Origin of the sequence: Flavobacterium cerinum (genome assembly GCF_024496085.1) — a bacterium.
Lineage (GTDB): Bacteria > Bacteroidota > Bacteroidia > Flavobacteriales > Flavobacteriaceae > Flavobacterium > Flavobacterium cerinum_A.
Genome location: NZ_CP101751.1, coordinates 3,407,611 through 3,423,891 on the forward strand (window position 1 = coordinate 3,407,611; position 16,281 = coordinate 3,423,891).

General features: G+C 37.8%; 15 protein-coding genes. 5 read left to right on the forward strand and 10 right to left on the reverse strand.

Going from position 1 to position 16,281, the window contains the following annotated elements; all coding sequences use genetic code 11:
• Positions 1-41 precede the first annotated feature (41 nt).
• The 3 genes from NOX80_RS15320 (at position 42) to NOX80_RS15330 (ending at position 2,294) form a co-directional block, all read left to right on the forward strand.
• Entirely contained in the window at positions 42-872 is an 831-nt protein-coding gene (locus NOX80_RS15320) for a UDP-2,3-diacylglucosamine diphosphatase (protein ID WP_256550672.1), read from the forward strand.
• A gap of 44 nt (positions 873-916) precedes the next feature.
• Positions 917-1,699: a hypothetical protein gene (locus NOX80_RS15325; protein ID WP_256550673.1), complete on the forward strand. Its 783-nt coding sequence runs from the start codon at positions 917-919 to the stop codon at positions 1,697-1,699.
• Positions 1,700-1,799: 100 nt separating this feature from the next.
• Entirely contained in the window at positions 1,800-2,294 is a 495-nt protein-coding gene (locus NOX80_RS15330; protein ID WP_256550674.1) for a hypothetical protein, read from the forward strand.
• Positions 2,295-2,325: 31 nt separating this feature from the next.
• Here the strand turns inward: NOX80_RS15330 and bshA are convergent, their stop codons facing one another.
• From bshA to NOX80_RS15370, 8 genes are all read right to left on the reverse strand, one after another.
• Complete coding sequence (gene bshA, locus NOX80_RS15335; RefSeq protein WP_256550675.1) at positions 2,326-3,459, reverse strand: N-acetyl-alpha-D-glucosaminyl L-malate synthase BshA; 1,134 nt, start codon at positions 3,457-3,459, stop codon at positions 2,326-2,328.
• An 83-nt stretch (positions 3,460-3,542) separates the two neighbouring features.
• Positions 3,543-3,998 (reverse strand): DUF1801 domain-containing protein, encoded by a 456-nt coding sequence (locus NOX80_RS15340; RefSeq protein WP_256550676.1) that lies wholly within the window; start codon positions 3,996-3,998, stop codon positions 3,543-3,545.
• 20 nt (positions 3,999-4,018) lie between these two features.
• Positions 4,019-6,922, reverse strand: a complete 2,904-nt coding sequence (locus NOX80_RS15345; RefSeq protein WP_256550677.1) for a glycoside hydrolase family 3 N-terminal domain-containing protein — start codon at positions 6,920-6,922, stop codon at positions 4,019-4,021.
• A gap of 81 nt (positions 6,923-7,003) precedes the next feature.
• Positions 7,004-7,486 carry an ABC transporter ATPase gene (locus NOX80_RS15350; RefSeq protein ID WP_256550678.1) on the reverse strand — a complete coding sequence of 161 codons (483 nt, stop codon included), beginning with the start codon at positions 7,484-7,486 and terminating at the stop codon, positions 7,004-7,006.
• Positions 7,487-7,488: 2 nt separating this feature from the next.
• Complete coding sequence (locus tag NOX80_RS15355; RefSeq protein ID WP_256550679.1) at positions 7,489-8,280, reverse strand: (Fe-S)-binding protein; 792 nt, start codon at positions 8,278-8,280, stop codon at positions 7,489-7,491.
• Positions 8,281-8,323: 43 nt separating this feature from the next.
• The gene (locus NOX80_RS15360) at positions 8,324-9,652 is read right to left on the reverse strand and encodes a (Fe-S)-binding protein (protein ID WP_256550680.1); all 1,329 of its coding nucleotides are present in this window, start codon (positions 9,650-9,652) and stop codon (positions 8,324-8,326) included.
• 18 nt (positions 9,653-9,670) lie between these two features.
• Complete coding sequence (locus tag NOX80_RS15365) at positions 9,671-10,639, reverse strand: MlaD family protein (protein ID WP_256550681.1); 969 nt, start codon at positions 10,637-10,639, stop codon at positions 9,671-9,673.
• 56 nt (positions 10,640-10,695) lie between these two features.
• Positions 10,696-11,862 carry an N-acetylmuramoyl-L-alanine amidase family protein gene (locus NOX80_RS15370; protein ID WP_256550682.1) on the reverse strand — a complete coding sequence of 389 codons (1,167 nt, stop codon included), beginning with the start codon at positions 11,860-11,862 and terminating at the stop codon, positions 10,696-10,698.
• Between the two features lie 123 nt (positions 11,863-11,985).
• On the opposite strand from NOX80_RS15370, the gene NOX80_RS15375 reads away from it, so the two are divergent.
• Together NOX80_RS15375 and NOX80_RS15380 are read left to right on the forward strand one after the other, a co-directional pair.
• Positions 11,986-14,667, forward strand: coding sequence for a putative LPS assembly protein LptD (locus NOX80_RS15375; RefSeq protein WP_256550683.1), 2,682 nt, complete (start codon positions 11,986-11,988; stop codon positions 14,665-14,667).
• A gap of 28 nt (positions 14,668-14,695) precedes the next feature.
• Complete coding sequence (locus NOX80_RS15380; RefSeq protein ID WP_256550684.1) at positions 14,696-15,079, forward strand: RidA family protein; 384 nt, start codon at positions 14,696-14,698, stop codon at positions 15,077-15,079.
• Here the strand turns inward: NOX80_RS15380 and NOX80_RS15385 are convergent.
• On the reverse strand, positions 15,060-15,434 hold the full coding sequence (locus NOX80_RS15385; RefSeq protein WP_256550685.1) for a methylglyoxal synthase: 375 nt from the start codon (positions 15,432-15,434) through the stop codon (positions 15,060-15,062). The genes NOX80_RS15380 and NOX80_RS15385 overlap by 20 nt on opposite strands.
• Before the next feature lies 1 nt (position 15,435).
• On the reverse strand, positions 15,436-16,281 hold the full coding sequence (locus NOX80_RS15390) for a BadF/BadG/BcrA/BcrD ATPase family protein (protein ID WP_256550687.1): 846 nt from the start codon (positions 16,279-16,281) through the stop codon (positions 15,436-15,438).

Consider the following 16,281-nt stretch of genomic DNA (forward strand, 5'->3'; position numbering starts at 1 on the left):
ACAACAAACTGGTTTATTTGTTAAACTTAAATTTCAATTCATTGAAAAAGAGAATTGTTGATATCGTTGTTATTTCCGATGTGCATTTAGGTACTTATGGCTGTCATGCGAAAGAATTGCTAAAATACCTAAACACGATCAAGCCCAAAACACTCATCTTAAATGGTGACATTATTGACATCTGGCAATTTCGGAAATCGTATTTTCCCAAGTCCCATTTAAAAGTAGTCAAAAAACTTCTGGATTTTTCATCAAAGGGAACCAAGGTGTATTACATAACCGGGAATCACGATGAAATGTTGCGTAAGTTTAGTGACACCACAATGGGGAATTTTTCCATAGTTGACAAACTCGTACTGGAGTTACACGACAAAAAAGCCTGGATTTTTCACGGTGACATCTTTGACAGTTCCGTTCACCATGCCAAATGGATTGCTAAGCTGGGCGGTATCGGTTATGATTATCTTATTCTACTCAACCGGTTTATCAACTGGTGTTTGATCAAAATGGGAAAAGAACCCTATTCCTTATCCAAAAAGATCAAAAGCAGCGTTAAAAAGGCGGTCAAATTTATTTCTGATTTTGAAACTACAGCAACCGATCTGGCAATTGAAAAGAATTATGATTATGTAATTTGCGGTCATATTCACGAGCCAAAGATCATCGAAAAAGAAAATAAAAAAGGGAAAACACTTTATTTGAATTCCGGTGACTGGATTGAAAATCTCACCGCATTGGAATACAATAAAAAAAGGTGGAAATTGTATCAATATTCAGCAGAAACAATTCAGCCGGAAGAAGAAGATTATTTTGAACATGAAAATCAGTTAAGTCAGGAATTATTATCTCTAAAAATACTGATGAAAGGTTAATATTTTAACATTTTTTAGTAAATTAGCTGAAATATTTTACTAAAATGAAGTTAAAACACATTCCTGTTCTACTGGGAGTCATTATGATCTCTTCCTGTTCTTCTTCATCGGAGGAAGTAATAAGTGATAACAATCCTACTAACACTGATTATTTACCGTTAGCCAGCCATAATTACTGGACCTATACTATTGACAATATGCGGGATTCGCTTTATATCCCGAATGATACATTAATAGCCGGTACTACTCACAAAAAATGTAAAGCCAAGGATTTTCCGGTTGGTTTTTTTTCCAATTCGCTTAATAAAAACGGGATTCGTAAGTCGGGTGACCAGATTCTTGCTTCAGGAACTTTCGATTTCGAGGCTTTTTCAGGACTTCCGATTGCCATTAACCTAAATAATTTTATTATTTTTAAAGAAAGTGCTACTAGCGGACAAACAATGGGAAATGCCACCGGGACCATACAACAAGAGCTTAACACATTCCCGTTAACCATTCAGTATAAGATTACTACGGTAGCAGGAGCTACGCTTCCAAGCTACACTTCTCCTAACGGTGACAGCTATACCAATGTTAAAGCTGTTAATACAATCATAAATTTACAAGTCACTACAATCTATTTTGGCATACCTTTTGTAATCCTACCTACACAAGATGTAATTGTTTCCACGCAATATTTTGCTAAGAACATCGGTGTAGTACATACAAATACAAATTTGCATTATCAATTGTCAAGCGGTATTCCTCCGGAAATCCCATTGCCAATACCGAGTTCAGGAAACCAGACGCAACAGGAATATTTGGATACGTATCAAATTAATTAAAAAAAGTTACCCTGTTTCACAATAAAATTGTTTGTTAAAAAAAAGCAGCAATTGTAATAATAACAAATCAGCAGGGTTATATTTGTTAAAATTATTTTTTATGAAGAAACTATTTTTATCTGCCTTCATGTTAATGGGATTAGCATTTGGCACACAAGCACAGGAAATTTCTAAAAATGCTTTAGGTTTGCGTTTGGGCGACAACGATGGTTTTGGTGGTGAGATCTCTTACCAAAGAGGTCTTTCTAAAAACAACCGTCTGGAAGTAGACTTAGGATGGAGAAACAGTAAGCATGTTGATGCTTTTAAGCTTAGCGGTTTATACCAATGGGTTTGGAACATTGACGGTGGCTTTAACTGGTATGCCGGTGTTGGTGGTGGTATCGGAAGCTGGAGTTATGAAAATGATTACCATGTTGACGTAAAAGACAGCGGAACTTTTGTTTTTGTAGCCGGTGATATCGGAATCGAGTATGTATTCGATATTCCGTTACAAATATCATTAGACTTCCGTCCGGAGCTTTATTTCAATGACGACTACAGAGGTGATAACTTCGGTCCGGATATCGCATTAGGTATTCGTTACCGTTTCTAATAAAAAAGTCCCGATAAAATCGGGACTTTTTTTATGCAAAATCTTCTAATGCTTTCTGATATAATGCTTCGTAAACAGGAAGGATATTCATAATATCAAATTCTTTTGAAACTTCCAGCGCATTCTTTTTAAAGTTCAGTAATTTTTGATCGTCTGATAATATCGAAACGGCATTAGCTGCCATTTCCTGTACATTTCCGACATCACTCAGATAACCGGAGTACCCTTGTCTGTTCACTTCAGGCAATCCACCGGAATTACTTGAAATCACCGGTACGCCACAAGCCATAGCTTCCAATGCAGCCAATCCGAAACTTTCGGTCTCCGAAGGCAATAAGAACAAGTCGGAATAACACAAAATCTTATCGATCTCACTACTGTTTCCGAAGAAAATAACTTTATCGGTAATTCCCAGGTCATCACATAATTTCTCGGCAACTTCTTTTTCCGGTCCATCCCCTACCATCATTAATTTAGACGGGATTTCCTTTTGAATTTCGTTGAATATTTTTACGACATCCGGTATACGTTTTACTTTTCGGAAGTTACTGATATGTGTAATGATTTTTTCTTCTTTGGTTGCCATTAACGAACGATGACAAGGCGAATTTTCATCGATTCTGTTTTTATCTATTTCGATAAAGTTCGGAATAACCTCAATCTCTTTTTTAATATCAAAAAGACGGTAAGTTTCTTCTCTCAGGCTATGAGAAACCGAAGTCACCACATCCGATTTATTGATACTGAAACACACAGCCGGTTTATAAAAAGGGTGGTTTCCTACCAAAGTAATATCCGTTCCGTGAAGTGTCGTTACCATCGGAATACGGATTCCTTCATCTTCCAGCATTTTTTTTGCCATATAACCGGCATAGGCATGCGGAATAGCATAATGTACGTGTAAAAGTTCAATTTTATGCAGTTTTACCATGTCGACCAACTTACTGGACAATGCCAATTCGTAGGGTTGGTAATGAAATAAAGGGTATTCCGGTACGTGTACTTCGTGGTAATGAATATTTGGATTTAGTAAAGCCAGTCGAACCGGCTGACTATACGTTATAAAATGAATTTCGTGACCTCTCCGGGCCAGTTCCAGTCCGAGTTCAGTAGCCACTACACCACTACCTCCAAAGGTAGGATAACATACTATAGCAATTTTCATTATTCGTTTTTAAAAGTGAACTAAAGTACTGCAAAAAAGTAAGGTAATCCCGATTTTTAGATAAAATTAACGAAATGAAAAAGTTACCGTTTCAGCATCGTTTCATAGCGTAAAATCCAGTCTTCCACTGTCATTTTAGTAAAAAGTTCCGCTAATAAATCATATGGAATCGTATCCATTTTTTTAAATCGGATACAGCTTTTTCCCATGTCCAGTTTTGTTTTAACATGCTTCGGGTATTCGGATACAAACCAGTCATATAAATCCTTGTCTGCATAAATCCCCATATGGTAAACTGCAATAAAGTTCTTTTGAGAAGCCAAACCTAAAAACGGAAGCGGTTGTTTCGGATCACAATGATATCCGTTCGGATAGGTTGTATGCGGAACCGAATACCCCATCATCCCATATCCCATTCCTTCCTGAAATCCTTCCGGCAAATTGGCTTTAATGATTTGTCGTAATTTCGTCATTGCCGATTTCCGATCGTCCGGTAATGTATCTAAATAGGCATCCGGTGTTGTTGCTGTTGACTGCATCTTTATCTGGTTTAGGTTTGTTAGTCGGTAATCGCTTCGTAAATTACTTTCTGAATATCTTCCCGAATATTTTCTTTTGAAAGTTTATTCACTGTACTTTCCGGAAAAGTTCTGTTGGACAGAAAAACATATACGATTTCCTTATCCGGATCAGCCCAGGCCATTGTTCCTGTAAATCCGGTATGCCCGAAACTCGTCATCGACACACAACCGCAGGTCGGTCCTTCTTTTCCGAGTTGTGGTTTATCAAACCCGATTCCTCTTCTGTTTCCTTCTTTACAAAAAGCACAATTGTTGAATTCATCAAATGTTTTCTCCGAAAAATACTGATGGTTTCCGTAGTTTCCTTTTTGTAAATACATCTGCATCATTTTGGCTACGTCCATTGCATTGGCAAATAAACCGGCATGTCCCGCTACACCATCCTGCATTGCTGCCCCCATATCATGAACATATCCCTGTACTTTCGTATAACGGAAATAATTGTCTTTCTCCGTTGGCGGGATAATATCCATATCCATTTTACGTAACGGATTATACGTCATCGTAGCAGCACCTAATGGTGTATAAAAAGCCGTATCACTTAAAACATCTAATGTTTTATGGGTTGTTTTTTCCAGGTAATCTTTTAGGATAATAAATGAAAAATCGCTGTATTTATATTCTTTTTTAGGCAATAGCTTACTATCTGCAATTCTTTTAACAATCGTATCCGAATAGTCTTTTCTGAGATAAAGATTTTCTGAAACCTGAAGCGGGAAATCCGGAGAATAGGTATAGCGATAGTATTTTTTAGACGGATGTTTGGTACTGTCTAAAGTAGCCTGATAAAACGGAATCCAGGCCTGGAAACGCGCCTGATGCGTCAACATATCCTTTAATGTGATGTTTTTCTTATCCGTATTTGCAAAAACCGGCAGCATATTTCCAAGTTTGGTATCCATGTCGATCTTTTTCTTATCATATAATTGCATGATATTTGGCAATGTCGATAAGATTTTTGTCAATGATGCCAGATCATATACGTCCTGATTGGTTACTTTATCTGTATTTTTATAATCGCGGTAACCGAATGATTTCTGATAAAAAACCTTCCCTCTTCTCGCTACAACGATTTGTAAACCGGGTGTCATTTTTCCGTCAATTGCTTTTTGCGCCAACTTATCAATCCTGGCTAATATTTCCGGATTCATTCCTACATTTTGCGGCGTTGTAAATCCAAGTCGGTTGCTTTTTTGTGTCCTTAGACCATCATTTACCTTAAAAGAATTATTAATCGAAACCGGTAATTTTCCTTTTGCTCCGATACCTCCAAAAATGGTTTCCGCTGCTACTGTCTGTGCAATATCATTGTTCTGATAGGCCAATACGACACTTTTAAAGATATTAAAATTATCGATCGACAATAAGGTATACGGTTTTGCAAAAACGGTTAATATCACATTATTATTCGAAGCAATCAGACTTAACATTGACAATTCCTTTTGCGTGAAATCGTGTTTTTTCCACGCACCGTCCGCCTTATGGAATCCCACAATTACTTTGGTATAACTTTTCAGCTGTTCCAACATCAACGGAACAGTATCCAACGGTATATTCGTAACCGGTGCATACGTTCGCAATGTATTCAGGAAAGCATCATTTTTATCGTCTCCTAACTTAATATAGGCTATCTGTTCATTCTCCAGTTCACCGATCGGTAGTTCGTTATCTGTATTTTTCAATACTGTAACCGCATTTTCATATAACTGATAATTCAAATCGTCATATTCCGGTGCATTCAGATCTTTTACCAGATTATTCATATCGATCGGCTTGTAATGATTTAATCCGATTCGGTATTTATACTTCAGGATTTTTTTTACAGAATATTCGATACGTTCGTCTGACAGTATGGAATCGTTATAGGCCTGACAGAATTTTTCGATCGCCACCGGCACATTTTCGGCAAATAAAAGAATATCATTTCCGGCTAAAAAAGCTTCCAGATCGATATCTCCCGGTTGTTTAAAATTACTGGCGCCTTTCATATTCAGGGCATCCGTAAAGATTAATCCGTCAAAGTCCAGTTTCTTTTTCAGCACATTGGTTACGACTTCATAAGAAATAGAACTCGGATAATTCGATCGTGGTTCTAAACTCGGTACATTTAAATGCGCGACCATTACACTGGCCAATCCTTCCCTAAATAGTCTTTTATAGGGATAAAATTCTACATCTTCCAGCTGTTCGCGTGTAAAGTTTACTAGCGGTAAGGTATAATGAGAGTCGTTTTCTGTAGCTCCGTGTCCCGGAAAGTGTTTTCCGGTTGCATATACATTTTCACTTTGAATTCCTTTCATCAGTGCCAATGCTCTTTTAGTTACATTTTCTTTATTTTCACCGAAAGAACGATTTCCGATAATCGGGTTTTTCGGATTCGTGTTGATGTCCAATACCGGTGCAAAATTAAAGTGCAATCCCATTCTACGTGCCTGAATGGCCATTTGCTGGCCCATTTTTTCGATCAGTTTCAAATCCTGAATCGCACCCAATGTCATATTCCACGGATAGCGATAGGTTGAATCCAAACGCATGCTCAATCCCCATTCGGCATCAATTCCCATAAACAACGGTACTTTTGCCTTCGACTGGTAATAGTTGGTTAGTTTCGCCTGACGAACCGGACCTCCCTGAAAGAAGATTAATCCACCCACACCATAGTCTGTTACGAGTTTTTCTACCGATTTAACATGAGCTGCATCCTTATTTGAATAAGCAGCAACCATAAACAATTGTCCCAGTTTTTCTTCAAAATTCAGGTTGCTGTAAATACTGTCCACCCATTTCTTTTCTCTTTCCTCAGAATAGTCGGAAACAGGTTTCGGGCTTTGTGCAAAAACAAACGGACCAATTAATAACAGTAGAAAAACCAGGTATCTCATTAACATAATTTTTTAAATAAATAAAATCATCATGCACCGTTTGCACATGATGATTTTACACTAATCTATTTTATTTTTTATTTAAAAGAAGCGACTGTGCCAGCTTTCATTTGCCGGAACTTCCCAAAACTCCTTCCATTCACCGATTGTATTCACTAAATTATTGAAAACAACGGTATTTCCGGACACGGCTTTTTCTTTAGCCATCTTCTTAAACTCAATCAAAGGCTTATGAGCGATAAACTCACCTAATCGGAAAGTTACATTCATTTTATCCAGGAGGTCAATCTCATATTTTTTCTCCAAATCCTGAATAAACTGAACCGAAGCGTCGATCGAACAACCTGAGGCGGCATGTATTTCCTGATTCACCGCTAATATGATAAAGCGGTTATAACGGGTTATAAACGATGCCTCTAATCCTGTTCCGTGAGCTGCCCAATTTGATACAAAGTTTTCTAAAGCGGCTTCAATTTCCTGAAGCTCTTCGTCAGTTAATTTTCGGTTGGCCTGATAAATCCAAATACGGGATTCTTCGGGCATGGTATCAAAAGGTACGTACATAATTATAAATCTTTGGCATTAGCGATTAATTCTGCCACGTCCATTACTTTAATTTCATGTTCTTTTTCCTTAAACTTCACGCCATCGGTTAACATGGTATTACAGAACGGGCAACCGGCCGCTATAATTTCCGGTTGTGTTTCCAGCGCATCTTCCGTACGCTCTACATTTATATCTTTATTTCCTTTTTCAGGTTCTTTAAACATCTGCGCACCACCGGCTCCGCAACATAATCCGTTAGCACGGGAACGTTTCATTTCTACTAATTCGGCGTCCAGTTTCTGAATCAGGTCACGAGGTGCTTCGTAAACATTATTCGCACGTCCTAAATAACACGGATCATGGAATGTGATTTTCTTCCCTTTAAACTGCCCTCCTTCAATGGTTAAACGTCCGTCATCTAACAATGATTTCAGGAATTGGGTATGGTGTACTACTTCATAGCTTCCTCCTAATTCCGGGTATTCATTTTTGATGGTATTGAAACAATGCGGACATGCTGTTACTACTTTTTTTACTTCGTAAGCATTCATTACTTCAATATTCATCATGGCCTGCATCTGAAACAGGAATTCGTTTCCTGCTCTTTTTGCCGGATCACCGGTACAACTTTCTTCTGTTCCTAAAACAGCAAAAGAAACGTTGGCCTGGTTTAATATCTTTACAAACGCTTTGGTTATTTTTTTCGCTCTATCGTCAAAACTTCCCGAACAGCCAACCCAAAACAGGACTTCCGGCTGCTTTCCTTCGGCCATCATTTCGGCCATTGTAGGAACTACTAAATTTGCTGACATATCTTTTATACTAGTTGCAATACTGCAATGTTTGTTTTTTTAATTAGTTTTCGTCTTTCCAGTTTAAACGGTCCATCTGGTTATACTGCCATGGTGCTCCGTTGTTTTCGATGTTAGTCATCATGTTGTTCAATTCCATCGGAGCGGCACTTTGTTCCATCACCAAATATCTTCTCATATCCATAATAATGGAAAGCGGACTGATATTTACCGGACATTCTTCCACACAAGCGTTACATGATGTACATGCCCAAAGTTCTTCTGTTGTAATATAGTCGTTTAACAACGATTTACCATCCGGAACAAATACACCTTGATTAGCATCGATATTTTTCCCTACTTCGTCAATACGATCACGGGTATCCATCATAATTTTTCTCGGTGACAGTTTTTTACCGGTTTGATTGGCCGGACATGATGACGTACAACGTCCGCATTCCGTACAAGTGTAGGCATTTAGCAACTGAACCCAATTCAAATCCTGCACATCACTGGCTCCGAATTTGGAATGTACCGGCTCTTCTCCTGCCGGTGGTGCAGCAAACGGATCGGCATTAGGATCCATCATTAATTTTACCTCTTTTGTTACCGATTCTAAATTATCAAACTGACCTTGCGGTTTCAGATTGGCAAAATAAGTATTCGGGAAAGCTAAAAGGATATGTAAATGTTTTGAATAGTATAAGTAATTCAGGAATACAAGGATACCCACGATATGTAACCACCAAGAAGCTCTTTCGATTAACACGACTGCGCTTACTGACATTCCGTTAAAAACCGGTGCGATAAACTGAGAAACCGGAAAAGCACCCGCCTGATGATAATGACTTACACCTAATGTTTGTAAATGCAAATCGGATGCATTTAAAACCAGGAATAAAACCATTAATACCGTTTCAAAGTATAGAATGTTGTTGGCATCACTTTTTGGCCATCCTTTTAAATCGTTACTGATAAAACGTTTTAATTTGATGATATTTCTTCGAATCCAGAATGTTGCAATTGCTACAATTACCATAAAGGCCAAAACTTCGAAAGATCCGATCAATACATTATAAAGTCCGCCCATAAAGGAGAAAACTCTGTGTGTACCGAACAAACCGTCAATCAGGATTTCCAATACTTCAATATTGATAATGATGAATCCTAAATAGACTATGATGTGTAATATACCGGCAACCGGTCTTTTTACCATTTTAGATTGTCCTAAAGCAATCATAGCCATATTTCGCCATCTTTCTTTCGGATTATCCGTACGATCTACATCTTGTCCTAATTTAATGTTACGGATCAGCTTCTTTACATTTCTTACGAAATAGCCGATTCCTAAAACAAGGATAATGGCAAACAGTATATTGTCTAAATAACTCATATTAAGTATGATTAACGCTTATTGTTTTGGTTCTGTTGTTGTTTTCTCTTCTTCCGGTGCCACATAAGGAGCTGCTTTTTTTCCGAATAAAGAGAAATGTACATAACGTTTCGGGTTTAGTTTCATATCCCCTAACAGCAATTCCAGTTGTTTGGAAGCTCCTGCCAGATTTTTATACATGGCATCATCTTTCAGCAATTTACCCATTGATCCTTTTCCGGCTTGTAAATCGTTCATGATTTTATCCACATTGGCCAATGTTGTCTCCAGATTTTTCACCGTTTTACCGATGTTGGCTTTAGCCAAAGAATCTGACATTTTTGCAAAATTGGTTGATACCTTATCGATATTCGTGATTGTATGATCCAGTTTTCCTTTATTATCAGCTAACAAGTGGTTTACATTTACAGAAGCCGCACTGAAATTGGTCATCGTTTTATTTAACTCAGCCAACGTATTTTTCAGGTTCGCTTGTGTTTGCGCATCCATTACATTGTTAATATTGTTCAGCAAAACATCTGTGCTTTCCAATACTTTAGTTAGTTTTTCCTGAATCGGAGCCAGTTTATCTTCCAATTTCGCGGTTAACCCCTGTTTTACATCGGCTTTTAAATAATCGCCGGATTGTGCCAGATTGGTATCTTTAAAATCAGGAAGAATCGCAATTTGTTTTCCTCCGATAAAGCCCGGTTCATAAATACTCGCCACGCTTGATTTTGAAATAGCAAAATCGTTTTTAATTTGCATTTCCACCAGTAATTTACCGGTTCCCGGCTGGATTTCGATAGCTGCTATTTTACCTACCACCAGTCCGTTTATAGTTACAGCCGCAGAAGGAGACAAACCTTCTACGTTATCATATACAACATAAAATTTACGATTGGAATCAAAAAGATTTTTTCCTTTAAGGAAACTATAACCCCATAAACATACCAATATAGAGGTAATGACTAAAATTGCTGTTTTTACTTCTCTAGTTATTTTCAAAATTCAAATATTTAATGAGCAAAATTAAAAATAAATATTTTACCTACAGTATTTATTTATTTCAATGCTTCCTGGATACTGATCTTTTTACCGTCTTTAAATGCTACAATAAAGGCGGATGTAAATCCTTTTTCTTTGGCTTCTGCTAAAAGTTCTTTGGCTTCTGCATGTTCTTTTACCTGACCGTAGTAATATTTAATAATGGTCTTATCTTCTTCCATCGAAATGTTATTCAGGCCTTTAAAGTTACTTGGTGTCAGATCCAGTTTTTTGCCGCTGGCCGAAATCTGTACTTTAAAAACAACTCCTTTATTAGACGTTACCGGTTTGATTTCTTTTTTCACTTCTTTAGTAACTTTGGTCGTATCGACTTTCACTACTTTCGTCTCTTTTTCTTTTTCTACCGTTTTGGAAGGCGTCGGTCTTTCATCTCTTCCTACGGAAACACCCGGTACGAAATATTCTTTCTTATATCCTGCAATCGCATCGGCTATCGCTTTAGCCAAATCATCTTGTCCGCTATCTGAACTTAAATAAGCTCCTTCTTCTTTATTGGAAACGAATCCCATTTCGATCAGTACGCGCGGCATGTAAATTTTACGTAATACCAGGAATCCCGCTTGTTTTACACCACGGCTTTTTCGGTTCAGTCCGTTTTCAAATCCATCCTGAATACGCGCTGCCAAATCAATACTTTGCTCGATGTATTCTTCCTGTAATAAAGTCATTCCGATTAACGATTCCGGAGAATTCGGATCATATCCGTCGTATTTCATTTTATAGTCGCTCTCCATCGTAACCACGGCATTCTCTTTTTTCGCTACTTCTAAGTTGGATGCATTACGCGTTACCCCCATTACATAAGTTTCGGTTCCGGAGGCTGCCAGATTTTTGTTTGCATTACAGTGAATCGAAACAAAAATATTCGCATCATTTCGGTTTGCGATATTGGCTCTTTCATCCAATTCAATAAATACATCGGTCTTACGAGTATAAATTACCTGGATATTCGGATCTTTTTCTAAAATTTTACCTACTTTTAAGGCAACGTTAAGGGCATTATTTTTTTCGACATAACCATGATAAACCGCACCGAAGTCATTTCCTCCGTGTCCGGGATCTAAAACAACTTTAAATTTGGTGTTATTTTGAGCAAAAGCAGCCTGAAAAAACAATAGTAAAAAAATTGATCGTATAAAATTAAACTGGATGTTCCCTCTCATTGTCTTTGATATTTATCGATATTGGTTATAATTTTATTAAATGCTTATTTTTGAAAAAAAATATATGTAAGTTTGAACCGTCAAAAATTGAGCCATATTTTTACAAAAATAGTATTAAAACCTTTGCGTACAAACTTATTTCATATCGTTTTATTGTCATTTTTTCTTCTCGTAGGAAAACATGAAATCTATTCTCAGGAAAACAAAGTCCCAACTAAAAAGATACCCACTGAAAAACAGAAAGATAGTCTTCATTTAAACCCGGAAAGCGTTAAAAACTTAACGAACGAAACCAAAAATGATACTGTCAAAAAAAAGAAGTCTTCCATAGACGGTATTGTTAAGCGTAAAGCAAAAGACTACGAAAAAATAGATCAGAAAAAGAAACAGCTGACTTTATATAACGAAGCCGAATTATACTATAAAGATATCGAATTAAAGTCCGGAATTATCGTTTTAGACTACGAAAAAGACGAAGTTTATGCCGGAAGGATTAAAGATAGCCTGGGTAATTACACGCAATTTCCTTATTTTAAGCAAGGGCAAAATGTAGTAGAACCCGATTCTATGCGTTTTAACTTTAAGACCAAAAAAGCAAAAGTCTGGAATTCCAGAACCGAACAAAGTGATTTCCGAATCAAAGCGGAAATTTCCAAAAGAGAAAACGATTCGGTGTATTTTATGAAGAATGCCCGTTTTACTACCTCAAAAAATATCGACGATCCGGAATATTATTTCCTGGCTCGTAAAATCAAATTTGTTCCCGGAAAAAAAGTAGTAGTCGGTCTGACCAATATGGTTATTGCCGATGTTCCGACACCGCTTGGATTGCCTTTCGGTTATTTCCCGATGAGTGAACGGGCAGCATCCGGTTTTATAATCCCTTCATTCGGAGACACTCAGAACCGGGGTTATTTCCTTCAGAACGGTGGTTATTACTTTGCATTAAGCGATTATTATGATCTTGCCGTTTTAGGTGATTATTATACCAACGGAAGTTATGCGCTTCGTTTTGAAAGCAGCTATGCCAAACGTTATGCTTTTAACGGTCGTGTTAATATCCGTTTTGAAAATCAGATTCAAAGTGAAAGAGGCTTCCCGGATTATAGTAAGAGGCGCGAATACAATATTCAATGGTCGCATACACAAGATGCTAAAGCCAGTCCGAATTCCCGCTTCTCGGCTTCCGTTAATATGGGTAGTAGCCAATATTTCCGAAACACATTGAACATGCTTAATGTGGGTTCTTCACTGAACAACAACATGAGTTCATCCGTATCCTATTCGCAAACCCTGCAAACTATTCCGCAGGTTAATTTTTCGGTTACGGCAACGCATTCTCAAAATACCAATACGCAAGCGATTGACATGACACTTCCCACTTTCCAGGCGAGTGTTGACCGTATTTTCCCGTTTGCCAAAAGAGACGAACTTAAAAAAGGAATTTTTAAAAACATCAACTTACAGTATAACCTGAGAGCCGAAAACAAGATTCACACTACTGATTCCCTGTTTTTTACTTCCAAAATGTTTAATGATGCCAAAACCGGTTTTCAACATACCATTCCGATCAGTACGAACTTCAAAGTATTTAAATATTTCAGTGTAACTGCCGGAACGAACTATACCGAAGTGTGGCAATTAAAAACAATTGATAAAGAATTTGACGCTTCTCAAAATAAAGTAGTCACTAACGATGTTAACGGTTTTGACGCTTACCGTACCTATAATTTCTCTTCCAATATCGGAACAACCATTTACGGTACATTTAATTTCGGAGATGATAAAAAAATTCAGGCCATCCGACACGTAATGCGACCAAGTGTAACGTACTCCTACACCCCTAGTTTTGACAAATATTACGATACCTATGCTCTTGATGCTACGGGTGCGACACGTGCTGATTATTCCCGTTTTGAAAACGGTGTTTTCGGAGCACCGACAAGGAACATAGCAAACAATGTTGGTTTTACTCTAAGTAACACCTTCGAAGCCAAAGTACGCGACAAAGACGAAACCAAAACAGAAGCTAAAAAAGTAATGCTGTTAAACAACCTGAACTTTGGTACAAGTTATAATATGGCGGCCGATTCATTAGCCTGGGCTCCGATAATGGTTTCCGGAGGAACTCAGTTCTTTAACAATAAAATGAATGTTAACTTCGGTACTACACTGGATCTTTATGCAATTGATAATGCCGGAAGAAAAATCAATACTTTTAATATTGATAACGGCGGTAGCTTATTCCGTATGACAAGTGCCAATATTACCATCAATTACAGTTTATCCAGTAGTGATTTCGGACCTACTTCAGACAAAGATTCCAAGGCGAATGATCAAAATGTAATGAATGGTGGTCGCGGAGATGATTTATTCGGTCGTTCAACTGACCTTAGCGATAACCGACAAAGTCTGTTTAAAGAGAAAGACGATGACGGAAAAGACAAATTTAAAGGCTTTTACCAACTTGATTTACCATGGGATTTGCAATTTGCCTATTCCCTGACCTACGGAAATGCTACTCGTGAAAATCAAATTGTAACCAATTCCCTGATGGTATCCGGAAATATCGATTTAACACCACAATGGAAAGTCGGGGTTTCTACCGGATATGATTTTGTTCGTAAGGGCGTTACATTTACCCAGTTCCGTTTTGAAAGAGACCTTTTAAGCTGGAGAATGAGTTTTAACTGGGTACCGTTTGGAACCTACTCCTATTGGGGCTTCTTTATCGGAATCCGTTCTTCTGTCTTAAGCGATATCAAATGGGATAAACGTAGTCTTCCGGATCGTCGTTTACGATAGTCACATAATTTAAACTCTACTATATAGTATGAAAAAGATAATTTTTACGGATAAAGCTCCGGCTCCGATCGGACCTTATAATCAGGCAGTATTAGTAAACGACCGTACTTTATACACTTCCGGTCAAATTGCACTGGATCCGCAAACCGGCGAATTGATTACTTCTTCAATCGAAGTAGAAACCAAGCAGGTAATGGAAAACATGAAAGCCGTATTAGAAGCTGCTGATATGACATTTGAAAACGTGGTTAAAACGACTATTTTCATCAGCGACATGAATGATTTTGCTAAAATAAACGGTGTTTACGGTGCTTATTTTAACGAAAAAACCGCTCCGGCACGCGAAACGGTTCAAGTGGCTTGTTTGCCAAAAAACGTTAATGTGGAAATCTCTATGATAGCTGAGAAATAGCCTTTATCAATAATTCGGCCGTAGCCTGATTCGTTGCTAACGGCACATTATGAACATCACACACCCTCATGAGCATGTTAATATCCGGTTCATGAGGGTGTTTTGCTAAAGGATCTTTAAAAAACAAAACCATATTACATTTCCCTTCCGCTACACGCGCTGCTATCTGAGCATCACCTCCTAAAGGACCGGATAACATTTTTATAACCTTAAATCCTGCATTTTCAGCTTTGCTTCCGGTTGTTCCGGTTGCGACAAGCGAAATTCCTTCCGACTTTAAAAAGGCTTTGTGTTCGTTTAAAAACTGAACCAGATCGGCTTTCATACCATCATGAGCAATTACTGCTATCTCCATTTTATACTGTGTGATAATTAATTAATCCGTCGATTGGTTTGCGATATACATTTCCCAATTTCAGTCCGTTTTCAGACAAAATAACATCGAGTTTATCTTTTAAATAATAAGCTATCGATCCGATAAAATGCACCGGTATTTCGGTACAATTATCGTACTGTTTGATATAATGATCTACAAAAAACTGCATGTCTTTTACTACAATTTCATGAATAAACGGATGGTCTTTATGCTGAATCAGGAATTTAGCGAATGTTGCCAGATAAGCATTCGGATTCGGAACTTTATAAAAGTTATGTTTAATCGCATCCGGATCTAAATCATACTCCTGTTCAAATTGTTTTGCCAGTTCTTCCGGCATCGTTCCGAAATAATACGCCCGAATCAAATGGCGCCCGAATTGATTTCCGCTGCAATCATCCATTGCTATATAGCCCAGTGACTGTACTTTCTGATGCAATTCTTTTCCGTCAAAATAACTACAATTCGATCCTGTTCCCAGAATACACACGATTGCTTCTTCTCCTCGCGGTGTTGTGGCATAAACCGCCGCATAAGTATCTTCATGAACCACCACTTCAGCATTTGAAAAATACTCCCGGAAAACATCCGACAGGAAATTCTTCATTCGATCTGTTCCGCAACCTGCTCCGTAAAAAAACAAATGGGTTACCTTGTCTTTATTATGAGCAATATCAAAACGTTCTGCAATTCGCTCCAACACTTCTTTTTTTTCCAATACTTCCGGATTCAATCCCAAAGTTGTTGCTGTAAACTGTATGCTGCCGTTATCATCCAGAGCAATCCAGTCGGCTTTTGTAGAGCCACTATCTACTACTAATCTCAT